Annotated in this window: 25 protein-coding genes; 8 read left to right on the top strand and 17 right to left on the bottom strand. The window is 47.0% G+C overall.

The annotated features are described in order from the left end of the window. Positions 1 to 82: 82 nt before the first annotated feature. Positions 83 to 2,422 (top strand): phycobilisome rod-core linker polypeptide, encoded by a 2,340-nt coding sequence (locus U2F10_RS15805; protein ID WP_499872690.1) that lies wholly within the window; start codon positions 83 to 85, stop codon positions 2,420 to 2,422. Positions 2,423 to 2,780: 358 nt separating this feature from the next. Here the strand turns inward: U2F10_RS15805 and cpeA (U2F10_RS15800) are convergent, their stop codons facing one another. Then, positions 2,781 to 3,275: a C-phycoerythrin subunit alpha gene (cpeA, locus tag U2F10_RS15800; protein WP_499872689.1), complete on the bottom strand. Its 495-nt coding sequence runs from the start codon at positions 3,273 to 3,275 to the stop codon at positions 2,781 to 2,783. Positions 3,276 to 3,347: 72 nt separating this feature from the next. Next, positions 3,348 to 3,902 (bottom strand): phycoerythrin subunit beta, encoded by a 555-nt coding sequence (gene cpeB / locus U2F10_RS15795; protein WP_006515438.1) that lies wholly within the window; start codon positions 3,900 to 3,902, stop codon positions 3,348 to 3,350. Between the two features lie 319 nt (positions 3,903 to 4,221). Here cpeB (U2F10_RS15795) and U2F10_RS15790 point away from each other — a divergent pair, with 319 nt between their 5' ends. From U2F10_RS15790 to U2F10_RS15775, 4 genes are all read left to right on the top strand, one after another. Then, positions 4,222 to 4,464, top strand: a complete 243-nt coding sequence (locus U2F10_RS15790) for a DUF8630 family protein (protein ID WP_006515439.1) — start codon at positions 4,222 to 4,224, stop codon at positions 4,462 to 4,464. 88 nt (positions 4,465 to 4,552) lie between these two features. Beyond that, positions 4,553 to 5,464 (top strand): HEAT repeat domain-containing protein, encoded by a 912-nt coding sequence (locus U2F10_RS15785; RefSeq protein WP_499872688.1) that lies wholly within the window; start codon positions 4,553 to 4,555, stop codon positions 5,462 to 5,464. After that, positions 5,448 to 5,759, top strand: coding sequence for a hypothetical protein (locus U2F10_RS15780; protein ID WP_499872686.1), 312 nt, complete (start codon positions 5,448 to 5,450; stop codon positions 5,757 to 5,759). Before U2F10_RS15785 ends, U2F10_RS15780 begins: the two co-directional genes overlap by 17 nt. Before the next feature lie 47 nt (positions 5,760 to 5,806). Next, positions 5,807 to 6,007, top strand: a complete 201-nt coding sequence (locus U2F10_RS15775; RefSeq protein WP_006515442.1) for a hypothetical protein — start codon at positions 5,807 to 5,809, stop codon at positions 6,005 to 6,007. Here the strand turns inward: U2F10_RS15775 and U2F10_RS15770 are convergent. The 14 genes from U2F10_RS15770 to U2F10_RS15705 all read right to left on the bottom strand — a co-directional run bounded on the left by U2F10_RS15770 (position 6,004) and on the right by U2F10_RS15705 (position 17,701). Then, positions 6,004 to 6,621 carry a HEAT repeat domain-containing protein gene (locus U2F10_RS15770; protein WP_006515443.1) on the bottom strand — a complete coding sequence of 206 codons (618 nt, stop codon included), beginning with the start codon at positions 6,619 to 6,621 and terminating at the stop codon, positions 6,004 to 6,006. The genes U2F10_RS15775 and U2F10_RS15770 overlap by 4 nt on opposite strands. A gap of 96 nt (positions 6,622 to 6,717) precedes the next feature. Continuing rightward, a complete protein-coding gene (gene cpeY, locus U2F10_RS15765) occupies positions 6,718 to 8,001 on the bottom strand; it encodes a C-phycoerythrin alpha-cysteine-82 phycoerythrobilin lyase CpeY (RefSeq protein ID WP_499872684.1) in 1,284 nt (427 codons plus the stop codon). Positions 8,002 to 8,302: 301 nt separating this feature from the next. Next, positions 8,303 to 8,797, bottom strand: coding sequence for a C-phycoerythrin subunit alpha (cpeA, locus tag U2F10_RS15760; RefSeq protein ID WP_023072362.1), 495 nt, complete (start codon positions 8,795 to 8,797; stop codon positions 8,303 to 8,305). A 72-nt stretch (positions 8,798 to 8,869) separates the two neighbouring features. Next, positions 8,870 to 9,424 carry a phycoerythrin subunit beta gene (gene cpeB / locus U2F10_RS15755; protein WP_006515438.1) on the bottom strand — a complete coding sequence of 185 codons (555 nt, stop codon included), beginning with the start codon at positions 9,422 to 9,424 and terminating at the stop codon, positions 8,870 to 8,872. Positions 9,425 to 9,644: 220 nt separating this feature from the next. Further along, a complete protein-coding gene (locus U2F10_RS15750) occupies positions 9,645 to 9,950 on the bottom strand; it encodes a hypothetical protein (RefSeq protein WP_036020344.1) in 306 nt (101 codons plus the stop codon). Between the two features lie 49 nt (positions 9,951 to 9,999). Beyond that, complete coding sequence (locus tag U2F10_RS15745; protein ID WP_499872994.1) at positions 10,000 to 10,611, bottom strand: chromophore lyase CpcT/CpeT; 612 nt, start codon at positions 10,609 to 10,611, stop codon at positions 10,000 to 10,002. A gap of 305 nt (positions 10,612 to 10,916) precedes the next feature. After that, positions 10,917 to 11,444: a phycobiliprotein lyase gene (locus U2F10_RS15740; protein ID WP_006515448.1), complete on the bottom strand. Its 528-nt coding sequence runs from the start codon at positions 11,442 to 11,444 to the stop codon at positions 10,917 to 10,919. A 256-nt stretch (positions 11,445 to 11,700) separates the two neighbouring features. After that, on the bottom strand, positions 11,701 to 11,910 hold the full coding sequence (locus tag U2F10_RS15735) for a rod-capping linker protein CpcD domain-containing protein (protein WP_499872681.1): 210 nt from the start codon (positions 11,908 to 11,910) through the stop codon (positions 11,701 to 11,703). A 118-nt stretch (positions 11,911 to 12,028) separates the two neighbouring features. Further along, on the bottom strand, positions 12,029 to 12,784 hold the full coding sequence (locus U2F10_RS15730) for a phycobilisome rod-core linker polypeptide (protein ID WP_499872679.1): 756 nt from the start codon (positions 12,782 to 12,784) through the stop codon (positions 12,029 to 12,031). Between the two features lie 120 nt (positions 12,785 to 12,904). Beyond that, positions 12,905 to 13,666, bottom strand: coding sequence for a phycobilisome rod-core linker polypeptide (locus tag U2F10_RS15725; RefSeq protein ID WP_499872677.1), 762 nt, complete (start codon positions 13,664 to 13,666; stop codon positions 12,905 to 12,907). A gap of 545 nt (positions 13,667 to 14,211) precedes the next feature. Next, entirely contained in the window at positions 14,212 to 14,952 is a 741-nt protein-coding gene (locus U2F10_RS15720; protein ID WP_006515452.1) for a phycobilisome rod-core linker polypeptide, read from the bottom strand. 98 nt (positions 14,953 to 15,050) lie between these two features. After that, a complete protein-coding gene (locus tag U2F10_RS15715; protein ID WP_499872675.1) occupies positions 15,051 to 15,911 on the bottom strand; it encodes a phycobilisome rod-core linker polypeptide in 861 nt (286 codons plus the stop codon). A 511-nt stretch (positions 15,912 to 16,422) separates the two neighbouring features. Continuing rightward, on the bottom strand, positions 16,423 to 17,112 hold the full coding sequence (locus U2F10_RS15710) for an ankyrin repeat domain-containing protein (protein ID WP_490795597.1): 690 nt from the start codon (positions 17,110 to 17,112) through the stop codon (positions 16,423 to 16,425). 13 nt (positions 17,113 to 17,125) lie between these two features. After that, positions 17,126 to 17,701 carry a bilin-binding protein gene (locus U2F10_RS15705; protein WP_499872674.1) on the bottom strand — a complete coding sequence of 192 codons (576 nt, stop codon included), beginning with the start codon at positions 17,699 to 17,701 and terminating at the stop codon, positions 17,126 to 17,128. A 112-nt stretch (positions 17,702 to 17,813) separates the two neighbouring features. Between U2F10_RS15705 and U2F10_RS15700 the strand changes: the two genes are divergently transcribed. Next, positions 17,814 to 18,473 carry a HEAT repeat domain-containing protein gene (locus U2F10_RS15700; RefSeq protein ID WP_163670399.1) on the top strand — a complete coding sequence of 220 codons (660 nt, stop codon included), beginning with the start codon at positions 17,814 to 17,816 and terminating at the stop codon, positions 18,471 to 18,473. Positions 18,474 to 18,834: 361 nt separating this feature from the next. Continuing rightward, complete coding sequence (locus tag U2F10_RS15695; protein ID WP_499872672.1) at positions 18,835 to 19,368, top strand: phycobiliprotein lyase; 534 nt, start codon at positions 18,835 to 18,837, stop codon at positions 19,366 to 19,368. 48 nt (positions 19,369 to 19,416) lie between these two features. Here the strand turns inward: U2F10_RS15695 and U2F10_RS15690 are convergent, their stop codons facing one another. Further along, positions 19,417 to 20,265 (bottom strand): pentapeptide repeat-containing protein, encoded by an 849-nt coding sequence (locus U2F10_RS15690; protein ID WP_499872670.1) that lies wholly within the window; start codon positions 20,263 to 20,265, stop codon positions 19,417 to 19,419. Between the two features lie 161 nt (positions 20,266 to 20,426). On the opposite strand from U2F10_RS15690, the gene U2F10_RS15685 reads away from it, so the two are divergent. Beyond that, positions 20,427 to 21,017 (top strand): phycobiliprotein lyase, encoded by a 591-nt coding sequence (locus tag U2F10_RS15685; protein WP_006515459.1) that lies wholly within the window; start codon positions 20,427 to 20,429, stop codon positions 21,015 to 21,017. Positions 21,018 to 21,041: the final 24 nt, after the last annotated feature.

The raw sequence follows: 21,041 nt of genomic DNA, 5'->3' as shown, positions 1-21,041 counted from the left end.
GGGCTGGATTATTGCCTTCACTGAGCAAAACGGCTCACAGACCCGGTTCAACTTATACAGCTATAAAAATTGGAGACGGTGAATGGTCAGCACATTTGCAAATCCTGTTGTTAATTCTGCCATTAGTTTGGGCACCCAAGCCTTTGATGAAACAGATCCCGTTCAACTATGGCCCAATGACTCTTTAGAAACCGTCGAGGTCGTTATTCGGGCTGTTTACCGGCAGGTTTTGGGCAATACCCATGTGATGGAGAGTGAGCGGGCTACCGTGGCAGACGCAGAATCACAATTACGAAGTCATGCTATCACCGTCCGAGAATTTATTCGTCAGATTGCTAAATCAGAACTGTATCGGTCTCGGTTTTTTGAGCCTTGTTCTCGCAATCGTTTTATTGAACTTAACTTTAAACATTTATTAGGGCGAGCGCCCAACAGTTATAGCGATATTGCTGACCATAGTTATCTCTTAGAAGCACAAGGATTTGAAGCAGACATTGACTCCTACCTAGATAGCGATGAGTACCAACAAACCTTTGGTGAAAGCATGGTGCCCTATTATCGGGGTCACAAGTCCCCGACAGGCCAGCAGGTATCCGGATTTCCCAATCTGCTAAAACTACTGCGCGGTGCAGCTAGCCATGACAACAACTTAGCCCACAATCAACAGTCCCGGTTAAATCAGGCCCTCATGGCGAATCAGATTGGTAAGATCGCCCCTGTCACTCGTCCCACCACACTCTGGAAATCTCCAGCCACCCAGGAGTTAGAGGCACGTTATGCAGCTTACGCTGCCGCACGGTTCTCACCCGCTAGACCTGCCATCGAGTTAGGGACTCAAGCCTTTGATGAAACAGCCCCAGTTGAACTACGCCCCAACGATTCATTGGCAGCCGTTGAGGTGGTGATTCAGGCAGTCTATCGACAGGTTTTGGGCAATGCCCATGTGATGGAAAGTGAGCGGGCTGCCATTGCGGATGCGGAAGCACAGCTACAAAGTCAAACTATCACTGTGCGCGAGTTTATTCGCAGAGTCGCCAAGTCAGAGCTATATCGGTCTCGCTTTTTTGAACCTTGCTCCCGCAGTCGGTTCATTGAATTGAACTTTAAGCACCTGTTAGGCCGTGCTCCCAATAACTACAGCGATATTGCTGACCATAGCCAGATCTTAGATTCAGCAGGGTATGAAACCGAAATCGACGCTTACCTCGGTAGCGATGAATATCTCCAGGTGTTTGGGGACAACACAGTGCCTTATTATCGAGGACACCAGTCTCCTATCGGACAAAAAGTAGCCGGATTTGCGAACCTACTAAAACTACTGCGGGGCAGAGCGAGCAATGATAGTAACCCGGCTTATTATGTCTCCCAAGCACGACTAATCCAGGCCACCATGACCAATAAGATTGGCGAAATCGAAGCGGTTAATAGCCCCGCTAAGCGCCAGCTGACTGTGATAGAACCCGAGAGACTCCTAACTGAGCAAGAAAAAATTGCCCAGCAAACATTCCAGGGTTACGCACCTTTCCGTCAAACATCACCAGTAGAACTATTGCCAGGTGCATCAACAGAGGAAAGTGAAGTGGTTATCCGGGCCATCTATCGTCAGGTGATGGGCAACGCTCACATTATGGAGAGTGAGCGTTTAGTGGTCCCTGAATCTCAGCTCAAAAATGGTAATCTGAGCGTTCGCGAATTTGTTCGTCAGGTCGCTAAATCTGAACTTTATCAGTCTCGGTTTACAAACTGCTATCGCTATCGAGCCATGGAGCTGCACTTCAAACATCTCTTAGGTCGTGCCCCCCAAAACTTTGCCGAAATGAAGGCCCACAGCGCCATTCTAGATACCGAAGGCTACGAAGCTGACATCGATAGTTATATCAACAGCGATGAATATCAAAATGCCTTTGGCGAGAACATTGTGCCCTACTATCGGGGCTATAACAGTGCGCCAGGACAGACCATGGTGGAATTCACCAATATGTTGCACCTGCTCAAGGGGGCCTCTGGCAGTGATAAGGATCTAACGGATAATCGCCCCCGCGTAACTAACGCGATGCTGCCCTATCAACCGATCAAAGTGAGCAAGCCCCGCGATGCTCAAGAGATTCTGGCAGAAATCTTTAACTTCACGCCAGCTGCAACATCTCCAACTGTTCCGGAGCCCCAGCCCCAAGTAAGTGAACAGGACGCACTGATTAGCAAACTGCAACAGCAATTAGCTGCCCTGCGTCCCTCCGCCAGTATTGGGGCATCTGTTCTAAACAAAGGAACGCAGCCAAGAACAGTCTTGTCTGGCAATAATTCTCTCTCCCAACCAACTGATGAGAAGGCAGCTTTAATTCAACGGTTACAGGGCGAGCTGATGGAAGCCCGAGCTTTAGCCACGATTGGTGATGCTCGTCTAACTAAGTGGCGACGATAAGCAGCACCCTATGTCTACATAGAGTGTGTCTACATAGAGATAAAGGTGAGTTCAAATACCCCTAATGTCAAAGGAGCTTGAGATTATCAAGCTCTTTTTTTGTTGAAAAGAGCCTCCATGGAGAACTCATCATAACTGGGCTCGCAGGTATTTTCATCATCCGCACAGACAAGATGCCATCAAGTTTGCCGACCAAATAGGTTCGTCAAATGCAATCCTAATCCTATCTATATAAAAACAACTCTGGGAGGCCATCAAGACCTCCCAGAGTAAGCTATTCAACTAATCTCTCAATCACAGTCAAATGACTAGGTTAAGTCAGTAATGACCAGGAAAGAGTCCCTTAGGAAAGAGTCCCTTAAGAAAGGGAGTTGATTACATAGTCAACCAGAGCGTTGTACTCAGTTAGAGCCTGAGCAGACATGTCGCGAGGAGCGCAACCACGGTTACGGGCAAAGCTTAGAGCCGCTACGTAAGGTGCAGTGGGTAGGTTAAGCGCACGGTAAACTTCACGCTGACCTGCAATACCCCACTCATCAAGAGGACCAGTACCACCCACGACTAGGCTGTAGCTGATCAGACGCATGTAGTGCTTAACGTCACGAAGACACTTAGCTTTGAATGTATCGGTGGAGTTTGCTTCACCCGCATTGTTCAAGTAGGGATACTTGGAGATGCATGCATCATAAGCTTCTTTAGCTACGTTATCCAAGTTGCCCGCTAGCTTCTCAGCAGCTTCAAGACGCGCTGCTGCACGCTGAAGACTACCTTGTACGGACTCTAGGTCGGAAGAGGAAGGAAAACGACCAGCTGCATCAGCTGCAGCGATCACAGTGGTAACAACAGATTTCATTTTTGGTATTTCTCCAGTAGTTAAATTGATCGTGATTGAGTCAGAGCAATCTCGCTTAGGTGCCTAATGAGACTAACCTAGAGCAGAGATAACGCGATCAAAGTAGCTGCCAGCTTCAGCAACCAAGGAAGCGCAACGATCGTCAGTTACAATAGAGCCCATCTTACGCAGACGTGCACCAGCGCGAGCTTCGCTAGGCTCATCTTTGATGTGAGCAGCGGCCTGTGCCTTCATGATCTGTACAGCGCGTACAGTGGATGTTGCAGGTACGCCTAGAGCAGCGTAAGTCTCTTTTAGACCATTCAAGCAACGATCATCTAGAACGGAGGCATCACCAGCTAGTAGCGCGTAAGTTACATAGCGAAGAACGATCTCGCCGTCACGTAGGCAAGCAGCCATACGACGGTTGGGGTAGCAGTTACCACCAGCTTGGATAAGACCTTGGTTCTCACAGATCATTCCAGCAATGGCATCAGAAACCATGCAGCTTGCGTTGGATGCAATGGCGTTTACTGCGTCTAGACGACGGTTGCCGCTTGCAACAAATGCCTTAAGGGCAGATAGATCACCTACGGGTGCAGTGCTAGCATCAGCGGATACTACCGCTCTAGAAAAAGCGTCAAGCATTGAGCTCTCCTTACTTCAACAACATATTTTGTAAGTTCTTCAGTCAACCGCCACAGCAGTTCGGTTGACGACAAAACAACAATAATCAATCGCTGTTCTTTAAGTCTTTGATATTAAGAACAAAGCAACATTCCGTTACATAAAACTCATTTACCTGATATTGAAGCAGACAAACTAATGACAAACGGCAAATCAGCCGTAAGAATAGATAAATACAAACCTTGTCCACGTCCAGAACTATAGTTTTGCCTTAGGGGACGCTAAGGGTTTCAACTTGGACGCGGTTTTTTAGAACACCTAATTTTGAAGAAACACTGCCATGACTAGCTCGACTGATACTGCTGCTCCTCAGGCTAGCATTGAAGAAATTACTGAATTAATAATTGAGTTTGAAAAGTATCGTGAGCGCTTAATGACTGAGACCCTAGACGCCGCCAAGAAAGCCAAAATGTCCAAGAAGGAAACCATGGCACGGTTGGAGCCTGAGCTAGCCAAAATTGATGCAGCTCTGACACAGCTGAATGCACAACTAGCCGCTCTACAGCCAGAAGTAACCGAGTAGGTTGATGATCTTGACAACTTGGTTGATCTCATTCACCAGACTAGCCTGGTGCTTATTTTGATTGGTTTTTGGATAGTCACCCGCAGTAATGGCAAATATGAGTACTGATTTAACTAGTGAAACAGCACGTCAGGCAGCAACTGACCAGCTTGTCCAACGTGTGAATGAGCAAATTGATTTGCTCTCATTTGATGAGTCAGACCAGGATACCCTCCGGCAGCTGGTAGAGAGTTTCTCAGATAAACGAGGCATGATGCGGCTACGTATTGCTGAAACCCTGGGACAAATTGGTGAGCCAGCTACACCTGTATTGGTTAATGCCCTGGCAAACCATCCCAATGAGGTTGTTCGTCGTGCCTGTGCTAAAACCTTGACATTAATTGCGGACCCCACCGCCATTCCTACGTTGGTCAATTCGTTTCTCAACGATAGTGATACGGTGGTGCAGGGCTCCTCGGTGGGTGCTTTGGCTAGAACCGGGCGTCCTGCTGCTCCAGAATTACTGAAGATTTTGGAAGATCCTAGCCATCCTGAAACCATTAAGGGGCATGCGGCTTGGGCACTGGCTTTTATGGGGTCTGAGGCTAAGGATTTGCTCTTGCAAACCTTGAATTCTGAGTCAGAAGCAGTGCGAGCTGCCGTGGTGGGTGCGATCGCAAAAGTTGCCCAAGAAGAAGGTAGCCCCGACAACTTCGATATTTTGATCAATGCCCTGGGTGACAAAGCCGAAGTTGTCCGCTGCGAAGCAGCAGCTGTTTTAGGTAATCTGGCCTATCAACCAGCTATCCCTACTTTGTTGCCGCTATTAAATCATGCCAGCCCGGAAACCCGTAAATCAGCGGTTTTGGCAATTATGAAAATCGGCCAAGCCAATACTATCGAAGCCTTGCAAACAGCCATGGCCAAGGAAACCGATCATAGTTTGAAACCCATCTTTAATTTGGCTATTAGCCAAATCCAGAAAAAGTCAACCGCTGCTAATAATGATGACTGGGATTGACGATCAAAATCCACTACGAACACAGCTGGAAAATGACCTAAGTAACTCAGAATGGCTTCAAAAATTTAAGGCCATTAATCAACTGCTCCACAGCCTTAAGGCTGAAATTTTAGAGATTCAAAGCTGTGAGCTTAAATGGGATACCCATAGCAATGGTTTGGTGATTCATTGCCCATCTGTAGACATTGCTCAACAATTGCAGTCTCAACAGCACCAGATTATTACTATTGCAAGCTATGCAAACTGCATCACATTAGTTCACCCTGGTAGCTCAGATATAATTCTGAAGGCATAGGACACTTATGCCCTTAGTTAAAAACTCAGGACTCTGCGATATTCGATATGAAAAACTATCGCCAAGCCCTTGATGAGGTTTTTCAATTAGAAAAAATAGGTGGCTTTCACTACACTCATCAAATCAAAACTTTAATTGAGAACGCTAAAAAAGCACGCCATTGGACATCCTTACTGAGGACACCGCCCTACCAATGGCGTACTGTTCTTAGAGACACACGATATGTACTCGATCAGCTTGAACCTTAACTCTCTGACTGTGAGCGACGAGAGAAGTTTTGCACCATTTCCAGGCGTGATATGGCACTGATGGCAGTTTCTTTAACGTAGCCATCCACTGATTCGTCCTCAGATAGCTTTTGAAGTACCTCAGCAACCTTGTCTCCTCCTACGGAAGCTAGGGCATTCACAATAGATACTGAGAGAGCCAGATTTTCAGTGGTTTGTAATGTCTCTAGCAAAATATCTAAAGCCGCATCGCCAATTTCTCCTAAGGCCATGGCAGATGCAATATGCACCACGGGATTTGGATCGTTAAGAGATTTTTTAAGACCTTCTAAACCCAGCTCTGGGAATGGTTCATTGGGAAAATTGAGGGCGACCTGTGCCAATGCCTTAGCACAGCTGCCACGCACAGTGACATTCTCGCTGTTACCCAAAGCTTCAACGATCGCAGGAACAGCATCAGCACCCACCGCACCCAGGGTTTTTACCGCTGCACGACGATAAGTAGTGTCTTCAGCATCCAGAGCCGCCATCAGTCGAGGAATTGTCGCATCATCGCGATTGTCAATGATATCCACCATGGCCCGCTCACGGATATGGGGATTGGGATGCTTTAGCTGTTCAAAAAAGGAATCCATGGGCTATTAAACAAAAAAGAATTTACTAAAAACAGGAGAATTGTAAGCCTCAGGGGGGTGGGTATTGCCCAACGTTTACAGACATTGGGCCATCAATTAAACTTCAGCCATCTTCCCTGAACGATTGGCTTTGGCCCTTACTGCCCAGTCATTGGCGTCTACCAATAATTGATGTTGACTGTAATCGCCTAATTTCTCCAGGGCCATTAACGATGCATATTGCAACATCCAAATTTTACTGTGGGCACTGGCCTGCAATGGGGCAATCGCCTGTGGATTCCCAAGTTCTCCCAGGGACAAGGCCGCTGCCGTCCGTGATTTCATAAATTGAGGCGAGGTATTATCAAGGGCCTCTAACAATAAATCATAGGCAGGCTCATGTTTGAGCCACCCCATTAGTTTCATCACGTGATAATGTGCCCCATAATCATTATGGGCTTCGGCTTCGTAGGTATCAAACAGTGCAGCCGGAGCAGCACCCGCTTGCTGCTCAATAAAGGTTTGAATGGCAAGGTAGGTGCGACCAAAATCTGTCTGATATAGCTCTTGCACCAAAAACTCTAGGGATGGAGGCTGATCGTATTCATGGACCAGTTCTAAATCGTTGGGATGATCCCATAGGATTTGCTCAATTACTGGCAAAACCTCGTCCAGGTTCACCTCACCACTCGCCATACCACTTTCTGCCAGGGCCCGCACTGCCCGTAGTCGGAACATTAGCGAAATCGGACAGCGGGCAATGGCAGGAAGTGCCGGATAATACTGAGCATTGATTAAATCTTCGAGACAGGCCCGACGGGCATTTACACTATCACTTTGGAGAAACGCAACGACCCGATTAATCTGGCTAAAGTCTCGGGTAAACCGACAGACGGTCGCGATCGCAGCACTGGCTGTGGGCTCATCCTCAGCATCCATAAAGGGCCGCACCCGATCCACTGCAGCTGCATAGTTCAATTTCACCAGGGTATGGATAATCACCCGATAGGTCTGGTCCGGTTTTTCTAGCAGATGCGCAATTTCTTCCAAAATCTCGGCATTCTCGGTACCAATTTCACCAATCGCCCATACAGCAGATTCTACGGTGTAGCGATCTTCATCTGCCAAACAGGTACGAATGACCTCTAAACCACGGATCGCCTTTAACTTTCCCAGGGTCTCCGCCGACTTACGTCGAGTAATGCGATTGTCCAATGAATCGTACGTGTTATTCACAGCACGAATCAGGGCGTCAATCGAGGCATCCGATGGATAGTTTGCCAATTGAGATGCGGCAATGTAGCGCTCACTTTCATCATCAGACTGCTCGGGAGGCGTATCTAGCAGCGCAATACATTGTTCTTCTGTTAAACCAAAAATATTGGCAAAACGCTTATCCATAGGACGGTTGAGCGACAAAAATCGTGAACATTCCCTTCGACTCCGCTCAGGGAAAAATGGCCAGAAAAACGAAGCATTGTGCAATCGTTTTATAAATCTTGTTGGCTGAGCGCAGTCGAAGCCAACAAACGACAACAAACCTGGAGACTCCAAAGAATCTCCAGGTTTTGACTAACTCAATGTAGTCAAGCTCTTAATCGTAGTCAGATGACTAGGAAAGGGTCCCTTAGGAAAGGGTCCCTTAGGAAAGGGTCCCTTAGGAAAGAGTCCCTTAGGAAAGAGTCCCTTAGGAAAGAGTCCCTTAAGAAAGGGAGTTGATTACATAGTCAACCAGAGCGTTGTACTCAGTTAGAGCCTGAGCAGACATGTCGCGAGGAGCGCAACCACGGTTACGGGCAAAGCTTAGAGCCGCTACGTAAGGTGCAGTGGGTAGGTTAAGCGCACGGTAAACTTCACGCTGACCTGCAATACCCCACTCATCAAGAGGACCAGTACCACCCACGACTAGGCTGTAGCTGATCAGACGCATGTAGTGCTTAACGTCACGAAGACACTTAGCTTTGAACGTATCGGTGGAGTTTGCTTCACCCGCATTGTTCAAGTAGGGATACTTGGAGATGCATGCATCGTAAGCTTCTTTAGCTACGTTATCCAAGTTGCCTGCTAGCTTCTCAGCAGCTTCTAAACGTGCGGCTGCACGCTGAAGACTACCTTGTACGGACTCTAGGTCGGAAGTGGAAGGAAAACGACCAGCTGCATCAGCTGCAGCGATCACAGTGGTAACAACAGATTTCATTTTTGGTATTTCTCCAGTAGTTAAATTGATCGTGATTGAGTCAGAGCAATCTCGCTTAGGTGTCTAATGAGACTAACCTAGAGCAGAGATAACGCGATCAAAGTAGCTGCCAGCTTCAGCAACCAAGGAAGCGCAACGATCGTCAGTTACAATAGAGCCCATCTTACGTAGACGTGCACCAGCGCGAGCTTCGCTAGGCTCATCTTTGATGTGAGCAGCGGCCTGTGCCTTCATGATCTGTACAGCGCGTACAGTGGATGTTGCAGGTACGCCTAGAGCAGCGTAAGTCTCTTTTAGACCGTTCAAGCAACGATCATCTAGAACGGATGCATCACCAGCTAGTAGCGCGTAAGTTACATAGCGAAGAACGATCTCGCCATCACGTAGGCAAGCAGCCATACGACGGTTGGGGTAGCAGTTACCACCAGCTTGGATAAGACCTTGGTTCTCACAGATCATTCCAGCAATGGCATCAGAAACCATGCAGCTTGCGTTGGATGCAATGGCGTTTACTGCATCTAGACGACGGTTGCCGCTTGCAACAAATGCCTTAAGAGCAGATAGATCACCTACGGGTGCAGTGCTGGCATCAGCGGATACTACCGCTCTAGAAAAAGCGTCAAGCATTGAGCTCTCCTTGTTTTGTTAAAAACTTTTTGTTGGTGAAACCAAACTCGTTTCGTTTGCGTTTCTCACCATCAGAACAATAGGAAATTGTGGTTACCCCTGTCTCATTTAGTAAAAACAAAGCAACATTCCGTTACAAGAGACACAGTTTTCTAATTTTCCGACTTTTTGTAGTGGTGTGATGAGCCTGTCAAGCTCCGGATGGTGGGCATTATCCACCCTACGCACGTTCATCAAATCGTGTGTGAAAGCTGCCGTATTTGATCCAATATTGCTGCAAATCATGGTGGGGAGTGTGCAAACTCGCTTTAGCTCTATACAAAACCACCCGGCGATGCTGACCAATCCAGATTTTTTTGACAGGATCTACACAGATTAGCGTCCCACCTAGGGATTTTAAGCATTCCTGAAATTTATCGACCGTTGAGTATTCAACAGTTTCAAAGATGAAGAAGTTACCCGAGCGAATCAAGTGTCGACTACGGATCCACGATTTCATTTTCTTTTGTGCTTGGGGAGGCAGCATGGAAATCCGAAGCGTTTCAGGGTCTATATCAAGGGTCGTTTCACGTTCTTCAGAAAGGTAACTCATTATCAAAACTGGCGCGTTTACGGAACTGCAAAATTCCCTCCGTTGAACCCCATACATATTCATCTGTTTCGACATCAATCCCTTGATCGATGCTCATCCATGTGTTTTCGGTAATTTCCACATGGCTAGTGAGATAGGTCAGTTTGCCTGCTTTAGGAATAATGCAAGCTTTCCCAGGTTCTACGCCGCCAATAAAGGTATCCTTTTCTCGCTTAAAGACCATCGAACAACCTTCTCGCCGTTCAATACAGTCAGGAGTAATGGTTTTCAGAATATCTAAGTTATGGCCTGCCCCAGCGTACAGAAACCGATCCTTAAGACCATAATTTTCAATGTAAATATGATCCCCCTTATCTACCAGGCGATGAACACCTTGACGATAGGGACTCCAAAGGTCGTAGTCCTGAGTTTGTTCAGAATATAAACCTATCCCCGAAAAAAAATCATAGGGTAATGGCCGAAAAAAGATGCGAATATGGGCAAATTTTGTGGGATCTTCAAACGCTTGATGCTGATTGCTAAAGTCCCCAGACATCCAACGGGCAAGAGTTATAAAGTTCTGAGAGTAAGAAACACTAGCATTGCCAGAAAGCATCATTTCTTAATAAAATGTTAAGGTTTTAACGTTGTTTTTTGAATATTAGAACAACACTGTTTTAAGGCTGGTGTTGCGATCGCACATAATCAAATTAGCACCTGCTTTAGTGTAAGCAAGCAACAGGCAAAAGCGCCAGATTTACAACAGCATCGCCCTACAGATTATCAATATTCGATGACTCAAGCCTAAAAATCATTGGACAGGCTTGTCTAGACAATTAAAACCGATAGAGGCGTTCCATGGAACGCCTCTATATTGGCATGTCTCTATATCGGAACGTTTTAAGCTAAAACGCCATATACCTAGCTCTTAACTCCGCGTCTGACCTCTGAAGAGAAACTAGCAGTGGTCACCCCCTTACCACTACTGGTTTTAATGAGCGAAACTCGGAATCGTAAATTGGGAGTAGCAAACCAAATCTTTTCTTCAGCCGCTGCCCGATCATAGGCCGTTGTCAAAATAAACGTACCGTCATCAGTCAGACAGTAAGAGCCAGCTGATTCCATGGTTTCCGCATATCCTTGCTCCCGCAATAATTTACCTGTAGTCGCACTATCAGGCACAGGCACCAAAATGGTAGAGCCCTCGATCACCTGCTCTTCGTCCCAGTCCGATTCTCCTTCCCAACGCATTTTGAAGGGACTCACTATCGCATCAGTAGCAATCTCATAGCGTTGACACAGGTCTAACACCCCCGGATCATCAACCGTTAGCGCTTCAATATTGATGGTGGAACGGACTTCTTCAAAATGACCAAATGCTAAATGATGGGCACTGCGTTGCGATCGCCATTCCCCTAGTGAGCGTTCGACAAAGGTTTCAATATCCATTGAGGTAAAACATTTTTTGAACCAGCTTATAATTTTATCTCTTCAGGTAACCACCCCAAGATGTCTTGCCTGACCTGAACGTTTGCTGGCAAACATTCAGTACCTACACCAAAGCCTCCAGGATGGCAGGTACATTACATCACCACCGATTCCTGAAGGCTTTAATGACTAACCTTGCTATCGCCCTATTGCCACAGCAATAAAAGAAATAGCAATCATCAGCTGTTATTTAGATATCTGAACTATCAGAACCAACTTAAGCACCGGTCACAGATACTCCCACAACCTTGCCACCAAGCTCAGCAATATTACGCATTGTTTGGGACATCTGGCTAAAGGGAACCTTGATCTGGTAGTTGCTAGATTTTGCAACAGACTGACGAGCAACACTTGCCACATCAATGGTGACTGCACGGGAGTCATAGTCACTCACACCAACACAACCAGTTGTTGTCATTCCTGCCATAGGTCATTACCTCGCAATAAAACCAATTTTCTAACACATACCCATTAGGTACATCTCCTCTCCAATGGTTAAGTGCTCAAGCCAACCTTGAACCAACCATGATCAGAGGAGAATTCGCTTATACCTCTGAGATACTGACGATCTTGGCACCAGAGCGCTGCATATTCTGGATACGGTTAGAAAGCTGACTAAAACCAACTTCTACACTGTAGTTACTCTTAGTTACCCGAGAGCCAAAATTAGCCTTGGATGCCACAATGCGGAAACGCTTGCCAGTATTGCTATAGGCTCCTGAACCAGTAGCAGGCGACTTAATTTTAGTGCCTAAATTACCGGCAACATCACTAATGAGTTTAGCTGACTTGCCTGTGTCATTGGCTGCATAACCACGATCTAAAGTAAACAGACGATTGAACGCTACATTCTTGACACCGGTTTGAGTATTAGCACCGCAGGCATAGGGCACAACATTCTCGCCAAATGCAGCGAGATACTCGTCACTACCAAGGTAAGAATCGATCTCAGCTTCATACCCCTCTGCATTGTAGGTCTGCACGTGGGCGGAGATTTCTGTTTGATCCTGGGGGGCACGACCTAGTAGATGCTTAAAGTTCAGCTCAATAAAGCGGTAAGGAGATGAATTGTTAAAAAAGCGATCCTTATAAATGTCAGATGTAGCTACAGCACGAACAAAACCACGCACAGTGATTTCGCCGTTTTTTAGCATTGACTCAGCACTGGTGAGGCGCTGACTATCTAACACATGAGCATTACCCAAAACCTGCTTATAAACCGCACGAATAACAACCTGTAGGTCGTCTTCAGTCGCATTGGAACGCAGTTCAACAGCTGCGTCGTTGATCCACAGTGACATAACCGTTTCTCCTAAACAATAGTGATGATTAATCAATCCGTAACCCTAACGTTACGGTACTTTTCACAACACAACACCAGCAGAGAATAGTCTCTCTGCTGGTGCATGCAACATCTAAACCTAGTTGGTTTCGGTGACGCTCAGAATCTTGCCACCCGTCTTCAGAATGGTCTGAATACGTTGGGACATCTGGTTAAAGGAAACAACGTATTCCTGCTTGCTAAGGCGACCCAGCGCAGCCGTAGCGGTTGAAGTCGTCGCTGTGATGCGGAACCGCTTACCTGTACTGCTACGGCCCGTACCAGCTTGGGGTGCAGAAATCTTAGTCGCCAAGTTACCACCGATATCACTAATCAGCTTGGCTTGGTTACTTCTATCGCTAGTTGCATCGCCGCGTACAAGGGCAAATGTACGGTTAAAGCCAACATTCTTAACACCGAGCTGAGTCTGGCTACCGCGTACAAAGGGGACACGGTTTTCGCCAAAATGAGCAGTGTACTCATCACTGTCGATGTAAGAATTTATCTCAGCTACATAACCACGCTCATTATAAAGAGCCACATGATTAGCAATTTCTGATTGCTCCTGAGGAGCACGACCGAGCAAATGCTTGAAATTTAGTTCGATAAAACGGTAAGCCGAAGAGCTCTCAAAAAAGAGGGCGCGGTATAGCTCAGACTGGGCTACTGCCCGGACGAATCCTCTAACTGTGATATCGCCATCACGCAGCAGGGACTCAGCACTAGTTAAACGCTGAGTCTCCATCACATGCTGGTTGCCTAAAACTTGCTTGTATACAGCACGGATAACCGTTTGCAGGTCATCTTCGGTTGCATTAGAGCGAAGTTCAACGGGCACAGCATTGGTCACCCAAAGTGCCATGGAACAATCCTCCGAAATATAAATTTGAGTTTGCTAAAGGGCATACCGCTAGAGCTGATGTAGCGATCAGTGCTCATCAGATAACGGATAGCGGGCTAACTAAATCTTCAAATCATCAAGCATTAGGGTCTGAGGCAGCTATTCATCATGGATGAAGCAACCAATCTGAACTGAACCTTTAAATAGCCCTATAACCACTAAGACCGATGTTCGATAACAGTGCCCTATTTAGACAGATATCGGATTTTGAGGGTCAAATGAGAACAACTTTGTTTTTCTTAATGTTTTTGGCAACGTATTTTGCACAAAAAGTAATAAACATAACAATTTTCCAGCAAATATGACGCTATGCGATCGCAAAATAATCCAGCATATCGCAACAAATCTCGCAGAAATGACAAATTATGGATAGATAAAACAATGAAATCGCAAACATTCAGTCTGCAATCCAAATATCTATATTTCACAACTTTAAAGACAACAAAGCCAACTAAAAAGGCCACCTTGTTAAACAAGATGGCCCTAACAAGTCACATCAAAAGAGATTAAACAATCTCAGTAATGCTCACAATCTTGGCACCAGTGCGGTGAATACGCTGAATCTGAGGTGTCATCTTATCGGCAGAAACAATGTACTCATTCATGCTGACGCGACGAGGAGAATCAAACTTAGCTGCTGTTGTCTTAATCTTGAAGCGCTTAGTTGTGCCAGAGTTCAAGTTAGTTGCAGCGCGCTTAACCTTATTACCCTTCTCAGTACCAGCCACCTGAGCAACTAGCTGGGCAGACTTAACAGAGCTGCTGACCTGAGCAGGACCGCGGTCAATTGCAAAGATACGGTTGTAGCTAACCTGAGATTGACCCACCTGAGTCAAATTAGCATTATAGAAGGGCACCACATTCTCGCCAAAACGAGATTGATACTCATCGCTGTCGATATAGGAATCGATCTCAGCGTCATACCCTTCTTCTACACAGCGGCGAATGTGCTCAGAAAGCTCAGCCTGGCTTTCAGGGGCACGACCCAAGAAATGCATGAAGTTTAACTCCACAAAACGGTATGGAGCACACTTCTCAAAGTAACGGCTGCGATAAAAATCAGACTTACCAACAGCACGAACAAAATCGCGCACGGAAATGCTGCCATCACATAGCTGAGATTCAGCAGTCACCAAACGCTCACTTTCCATAACATGGGGGTTACCCAAAACATGGCGATAAACAGAATTAATAACAGCCTGCTTTTCTTCGCTGCTGCTATTAGCCCACAACTCAAACGTTGCCATTGGAGATCTCCTACTGGTGATTATTAAAAAAGTCTCAACACTATTTACTACAAACTGACTAGAGCATTAATGGCCCTAGTCAGTTTTGCAATGAATACTTAGGAAACAAGGGTGATACTAGCAATCACACCGCCTTGCTTATGAATACGCTTGTATTCATCGGACAGCTTATCAAAGGGAACCATGTACACCTTGTTGGAGCGACGGAATTTAGACACACGGTTAAATGCGTTAGACCGGTAGCTAGTCACCTCAACGCGATAAATCTTGCCATTGGCACTGGCTCCTACACCATGGCGAGTGCGAGAAGAATCGGGGGGAGCCTGGAATGTGCCACCAGCAGACATTGGCGACAAAACAGGTCCCGGAATAGCGTTGATGACCAACCCATTCAGGCGAGGCTTCTTACCACTAACACTACCCTTCAAGGAACTGCTGGAAGCACCACGCACTAACTCAAAAGTATGGGTAAAGCCAACCATATTACTAGCTTCGGTCTTATAGCCACGGATATAAGGCACAAAATCCTGACCAAAGACATTCTGATACTCGTCGCTATCGATATAGGAATCGATATCAGCCCCAAACCCCTCTGTATCCAGAACGGCACTATGGGCTTTCATCTCTTCAAAACTATTGGGAGCTCGCCCCAGCAAATGACGGAAGTTGAGCTCAATGCTGCGATAACGGGGGCAGCTTTCAAAGAAACGGGCACGGTACATATCAGACTTAGCCACCGCCCGCACAAAGTCTCGAACGGTTAACTCACCACGCTTAAACTGAGATTCAGGCACCGCAAGGCGCTCGCTCTCCATTACGTAGGCATTACCTAAAACCTGTCTATAGACGGCTTTGATAATAGACTCGAGGCCCTCACTATCAAGGCCAGGAACCCACTCGACTGGAGGGGTCTCGTCGAAAAGGCTCACGCCCAATCGTGAAGCTGGTCCAAAAGCCATTAATGCTATCTCCTAGACGACAACAATGGTCTAAATAATTTTATCTCGGAATGTTAAGAAACTCAGGGGTAACAATAACCTCTAAGCATTGCTGAACCTTCTATGTAAATTGTTAGAACTGCTGACTAGCCTCTAACCAGCTAGTTTTAGAAAGTTCTGACAAGTCATACTGAAACCAGGCATAAACACTCACTAGAACCCATCTTCGTATATAAAAGCAGCCTCTAATCATCAAGAATTATAAACTCAGCATACAGACTGGGATAGGGGATATAAAACCGCCCATCACAGCCACCAAACAAGGAACAGAAACCCCTCCTATATATACACTTCAACCTCCATGACTATATCCTTGATATGACCCATCAGTTTGACTTAACTAGCAACCCGAAAGACACAAAAGTATACATTAAGCATTAGACCAGGGGATTTTCACAAACGAGATTTCAAGGCTTCTAGCAACTCAGATCTTAAAAGTTTACATTTCTACATTTATCCCCTCAGTAATGCACTATTCAGCCCCTGCTTTACGCAGCATAGCAACGGCCTGGCTTGAACGAAATGACTGCTGAGCTTCACTGAGAGCCGTACCTCCCCAACGGTTTTGGGACGTCACATCAGCACCTTCTGCCAGAAGTATTTCAATAATGTCAATGTCACCTCGGGCGGCAGCCATCATCAAAGGTGTCCACCCCCCTACATTGGCAGTATTCACAGCTGCACCCAACCGGATTAAACTCGCCACAGTAGGGGCATGACCATTACTAGCGGCCAGATATAATGCCGTGTCGCCAATCTTGTTGGTGTGGTGCACATCATCCCCGATCTGGGCCAATCGCTCCACAATATCGGCATGACCTTGACGAGCCATGAGCAGCAGGATGGTTTCTTGATAGCGATTGCAGACACTGGCATCGGTTTGTGCCCCATGGTCAAGCAATGTGAGCACAATATCTCGCTGATCGGCTTCAGCTGCATACAGAATGGCCGTGTAGTTAACTTCGTTGCGAGCGTTGACATTGGCTCCCACGTCCAGCAACAGCTCAACAATAGATAGATGTCCTTCAGCTGCCGCCCACATTAATCCTGTGCAACTCCGCCAGATACCTTCAATATCAGTACCTTTCACTAAAAGCCTTTTGATCGTTGCCACATCACCACGGATACAGGCATTAACCAAGGGTTCATGGGTAGATGACATGGCGTTCGTAAAACTAAGTGGCAGATTGAAACTGGCTCAGGGCCTGAATCAGGTGATCAAAATAGGGGTCAATCTGGCGATCGCTAGCCGTTATCTCCAACATTGCTAGTTGGTCTTTACTGGCCGTTTTTAGAGACTGCAAGCCATATACCATGGCATCGAGGGGTACCTGCAACTCTTGGTAAAGCTGCTCCATGTAAGACAGTCCCGTACTATTGGTATAGTCAGGTCGCTGGGCCGCGATGCCATAGGTAATGCAGCGTAAAAAATGCCAAAAATCTCGCCAACAGGCTTCAGCACGAATCGCTGGATATAATCTGCCACCGGCCCCAGTGATACCAGGAAATTTTTCAAGGACTTGTGCCCGAGCAGAATCCACAATCGCACTGGCATGGTCGCGTAGGTGACGGGCAATGGGACCAGCAGGCATTGTGTCTAGTAACGCATCGCCTAAGTAGACACGTTCGTTATCGGCGGTTTGGAGCTGTGCGATCGCATCTTCTCCAAATTCGTCTTGCCAGCCATTAAAACTGACAATTCGTGCTTTAAAAATGAGTTCTTTGACCCGAGGACTGAGGGACGATGACATGATTGTTTTAACACTCTCTAATTATTGTTACACACTGTTACAACCAAGGTAAAATCATCCTAGATGTAACGCTTCATCAGTGGTCCGCTGCTGACAATTGGCCCAATCAACTATGGAACTTTCCGATATTCAAGCCATCCTTGAACACCCCGATTCGCAGGAGCGCCTGAAGGGCATTGTGGCTCTCAAAGATTATGACGCTGATACGGCCAGCCCGCTACTGCTAAGTAAAAAGGACGATCCTGAGTTCTTGGTCCGTTCATTCGTAGCCATGGGCCTTGGGCGGAAACGTAGCGACACCGGCTTCGAGGCACTACTGGCAATGATTGACAATGATCCAGACGCTAACGTGCGGGCAGAAGCCTCTAACTCCCTGGCAATGTATGGTGACGCATCTATTCCCCATCTGGTTAAGACATTTCATGGCAACAGCAACTGGCTGATTCGGCGTAGCATTCTAGCCGCCATGATCGACCTCAACAGCCCAACAAATATGCTTGACATTTGTCTAGCGGCCATCATCGACAGCGATCTGACCGTAATCAACGCAGGCATTGACCATTTGAGCACCTTGGCAAATACCCACCAAGCAGAGGCAGCACTAGCCGCAATCTTACCCCTGAAAACGGCAGAGAACTGGTACACACGCATGCATGTCGCCTATGCCCTTAAGCGTTTCGACGCGCCAGCAGCCAAAGAGGCGTTGATAGAGCTGCGCCAGGATCAGCAACATAAGGTTGTCGCCGCCGCCCTGGAAGGGTTGGTGCCCTAAGCACAAGCGGCACTCACTCAGCCTATTCCCACTGGACGAACCTTGATAGATGCCAGTGACGCCACCTGAAGGACAGACAATTCTGTACGGAGAGTTGGGCAATGAGACTGTAGTCATAGCCTACGAATGCCCCCGCCAGACGTAGAACGGTAGGTATGGCTACAGCCATCAGAGCTAAGCTCTGTTAGCTTTTCTCTCAGTGGAAGATTAGTTGAGTCCACTGGGAGAGACGTGGCGCGTTCAATAAGTGCTTTATTGCTGTTTGATTAGATTTTCGCTACCTTTAATGTAAATAAATATAAACTTGTTTACCTATAGCTTGATTTCGAGTGCATCGCTTAATTTTAAGGTCCTAGATTCTATGTCATTGCCTGTGATCACCACCCCTATTGAAAACTTGGAAGCCTTGGCGGCTAATTTCTTTGAGCAATCTGCTGGCCAATGGACCTCCCAACGTCGTTACTACACACTCAAGAATGGTGAAGCTCAAGAAGTCGTGAGCGCCCTAAATATCGAGTTTTTAGAGGCTAATCACCCTGAACTCGTCGCTCTAGAAGCTATGCATGGCCTAGACACACCGATCATTTGCGGTGTGAAATCTTCGTGGGAAAGCAACTACATTAGTCCCAGCCGTAAACAAGCCACGGGTTCTACTGTTTTTGGGCTGCAAGGCAATATCCTGTATCGCGATCGCGGATTTGCTACGACAAAACCTGTGTTAGCTACCTATGAGATGCGCAATCTCAACACCATGCAGCTCCACACTGAGTACGGTGGTTCTGCCTTCGATGAAGAGCTTAAGCTAGTCGGCGACAAACACCGTACGCGCCAAACCATCATTTCGAGAGCTGGTCAGGAAATCATGATTGGTCAATATTTAGAGACACGGGCGTAAATCATTTGGAGGGTGGGCAATGTCCACCCTCCAAATGATTCCACCTGTCTATTCTGCTTCAGCGTCGAGCGTTAAACTCCGCCGCGTCGAATTGCGGGTCAGACCATTCCATACATCTAATTCACCGGACGAACGGCCTAATAACTGGCCTCTGGAATTTTGGGTCAGCCCCTGAGCCATCGTAAAATCGGCTCCGGCAATATTACCCACCATGTCAAACTCCACACCCGTTAGGTCTGCTGCCCGCAGATCCGCTTTCTGAAACTCAGTACCGCTGACTCGAGCATTTCGCAAACTGGCCCCCGTCAGAAACGCCTTCTGTAAATTTGCTCCACTCAAGCTGGCATCATCCAAAATAGCGCCTGTTAAATCGGCCCCACTTAGGTAAGCGCCTAAAAGTTTTGCTCCGCGAAGATTGGCCCCCCGCAAATAGGCCGTGTTTAAAAACGCACCATTGAGGACAGCTTCTGGGCCAACAGCCCCACAGCTTTTGTAGCGAAATCCTTCTGGCCAAAGGGTTTTATCATCATAGAGCGCAATGTTGAGCTTAGTCTCTGATAATACTGCGCCGCTAAAGTTAGCCCCACGCAGGTCAGAACGATGAACAAAGGCCCCTGTCAAATCCGCTCCACTTAAATCGGCCCCTGTGAGCTCCACACCGCGCAAATCAGCCTGTTGTAGCTGGGCACCGCTCAGACTTGCGCCAGCGAGGTTAGCACCAATTAAGGTCACCCCTTGCAGACAACTATTGGTCAGATTGGTCGCTGATAAATTAACTCGATATAAATCAAAGCCCCGCAGATCTTTACCCGAGAGATCAGCTCCTGACAAATCATGGTGAACTGCCAGACGATCTAACAACGACGCATCTAAACTTAGAGTTTCGGGATGGCTCATAGATAGCTAAACTTTGTAACTAAAGGATGAAACGTCGCTGGGCCTCGCAGGGATGAATCAGCGACGAAAGCAGTGATTTAAAGGTGTTCTTTAAGGTCAGTGTAACAGTGCCCTTGAACACATTCTTGAGCAAATAACCTATTTAATACGGACAATCTCCCATGCCATTTCAATCTCCCATGACCATGATGGATTTTTTTCGCAAAAGCGAAGGCATCTGGTTTATTCAGCGGGCCGTCCATCATTTTGACTCGGTGGCCGATGAATCAGGAGAGTCTAACCTGATCGTGGATGTCATCGAAGCGCAGGATCCGCGCATTGTAGAAATTTGTCAGAGCCAGGGGGTGGATCCAGGGAAAGCAGCGGGGGGAGCTCAGTTTTCCTGGCAGTCTAATACCAAAGAATTTACCTATGACTCTAAATATGCAGCCATCCTGGTGGATATTCCCAACAATGACCAGGGTCGCGCTGGCCAACTTTTAAGGGACCGCGGCTATGTGGAAAATATGCCAGTGGTAGGACGCTATGGATTTGCTGATGATGGTGTATTGACCATTGACAACGAGTATGACAAAAACCAGGGACAAGAGCGCTGCTGGTTTCTCTCCGACGACTTTCGCGTGCGGGTCAGCACAGCCCGACTCGCCAACGGCATTAATCTGATGACCTACTGCTCAGAGCGACGGTTTGTCACCCAGGATGACCTGGCAGCGATGGTTCAAGCCAATGCCGCCCGCTTGCCCACAGCCTGATGTAACGGAATGTATCTTTGTCTC

Origin of the sequence: Leptothoe sp. EHU-05/26/07-4 (genome assembly GCF_043421015.1) — a bacterium.
Taxonomy (GTDB): Bacteria; Cyanobacteriota; Cyanobacteriia; order Phormidesmidales; family Phormidesmidaceae; genus Leptothoe; species Leptothoe turfae.
This window is presented reverse-complemented; position numbering and strand designations above follow the sequence as displayed.

Excerpts from the sequence above, each read along its gene's own strand:
- U2F10_RS15705 (WP_499872674.1), bottom strand. The coding sequence starts at position 17,701 with ATGTCATCGTCCCTCAGTCCTCGGGTCAAAGAACTCATTTTTAAAGCA.
- U2F10_RS15780 (WP_499872686.1), top strand. The coding sequence starts at position 5,448 with ATGATGACTGGGATTGACGATCAAAATCCACTACGAACACAGCTGGAA.
- U2F10_RS15690 (WP_499872670.1), bottom strand. The coding sequence starts at position 20,265 with ATGAGCCATCCCGAAACTCTAAGTTTAGATGCGTCGTTGTTAGATCGT.
- U2F10_RS15740 (WP_006515448.1), bottom strand. The coding sequence starts at position 11,444 with ATGGATATTGAAACCTTTGTCGAACGCTCACTAGGGGAATGGCGATCG.
- U2F10_RS15805 (WP_499872690.1), top strand. The coding sequence starts at position 83 with ATGGTCAGCACATTTGCAAATCCTGTTGTTAATTCTGCCATTAGTTTG.
- cpeB (WP_006515438.1), bottom strand. The coding sequence starts at position 9,424 with ATGCTTGACGCTTTTTCTAGAGCGGTAGTATCCGCTGATGCCAGCACT.
- U2F10_RS15745 (WP_499872994.1), bottom strand. The coding sequence starts at position 10,611 with ATGCTTTCTGGCAATGCTAGTGTTTCTTACTCTCAGAACTTTATAACT.
- U2F10_RS15695 (WP_499872672.1), top strand. The coding sequence starts at position 18,835 with ATGTCATTGCCTGTGATCACCACCCCTATTGAAAACTTGGAAGCCTTG.
- U2F10_RS15700 (WP_163670399.1), top strand. The coding sequence starts at position 17,814 with ATGGAACTTTCCGATATTCAAGCCATCCTTGAACACCCCGATTCGCAG.
- U2F10_RS15785 (WP_499872688.1), top strand. The coding sequence starts at position 4,553 with ATGGCAAATATGAGTACTGATTTAACTAGTGAAACAGCACGTCAGGCA.
- U2F10_RS15710 (WP_490795597.1), bottom strand. The coding sequence starts at position 17,112 with ATGTCATCTACCCATGAACCCTTGGTTAATGCCTGTATCCGTGGTGAT.
- U2F10_RS15770 (WP_006515443.1), bottom strand. The coding sequence starts at position 6,621 with ATGGATTCCTTTTTTGAACAGCTAAAGCATCCCAATCCCCATATCCGT.
- cpeB (WP_006515438.1), bottom strand. The coding sequence starts at position 3,902 with ATGCTTGACGCTTTTTCTAGAGCGGTAGTATCCGCTGATGCTAGCACT.
- cpeA (WP_023072362.1), bottom strand. The coding sequence starts at position 8,797 with ATGAAATCTGTTGTTACCACTGTGATCGCTGCAGCTGATGCAGCTGGT.
- U2F10_RS15685 (WP_006515459.1), top strand. The coding sequence starts at position 20,427 with ATGCCATTTCAATCTCCCATGACCATGATGGATTTTTTTCGCAAAAGC.
- cpeY (WP_499872684.1), bottom strand. The coding sequence starts at position 8,001 with ATGGATAAGCGTTTTGCCAATATTTTTGGTTTAACAGAAGAACAATGT.
- U2F10_RS15750 (WP_036020344.1), bottom strand. The coding sequence starts at position 9,950 with ATGCTGCCTCCCCAAGCACAAAAGAAAATGAAATCGTGGATCCGTAGT.
- U2F10_RS15720 (WP_006515452.1), bottom strand. The coding sequence starts at position 14,952 with ATGGCAACGTTTGAGTTGTGGGCTAATAGCAGCAGCGAAGAAAAGCAG.
- U2F10_RS15735 (WP_499872681.1), bottom strand. The coding sequence starts at position 11,910 with ATGGCAGGAATGACAACAACTGGTTGTGTTGGTGTGAGTGACTATGAC.
- cpeA (WP_499872689.1), bottom strand. The coding sequence starts at position 3,275 with ATGAAATCTGTTGTTACCACTGTGATCGCTGCAGCTGATGCAGCTGGT.
- U2F10_RS15775 (WP_006515442.1), top strand. The coding sequence starts at position 5,807 with ATGAAAAACTATCGCCAAGCCCTTGATGAGGTTTTTCAATTAGAAAAA.
- U2F10_RS15725 (WP_499872677.1), bottom strand. The coding sequence starts at position 13,666 with ATGGCACTTTGGGTGACCAATGCTGTGCCCGTTGAACTTCGCTCTAAT.
- U2F10_RS15715 (WP_499872675.1), bottom strand. The coding sequence starts at position 15,911 with ATGGCTTTTGGACCAGCTTCACGATTGGGCGTGAGCCTTTTCGACGAG.
- U2F10_RS15730 (WP_499872679.1), bottom strand. The coding sequence starts at position 12,784 with ATGTCACTGTGGATCAACGACGCAGCTGTTGAACTGCGTTCCAATGCG.
- U2F10_RS15790 (WP_006515439.1), top strand. The coding sequence starts at position 4,222 with ATGACTAGCTCGACTGATACTGCTGCTCCTCAGGCTAGCATTGAAGAA.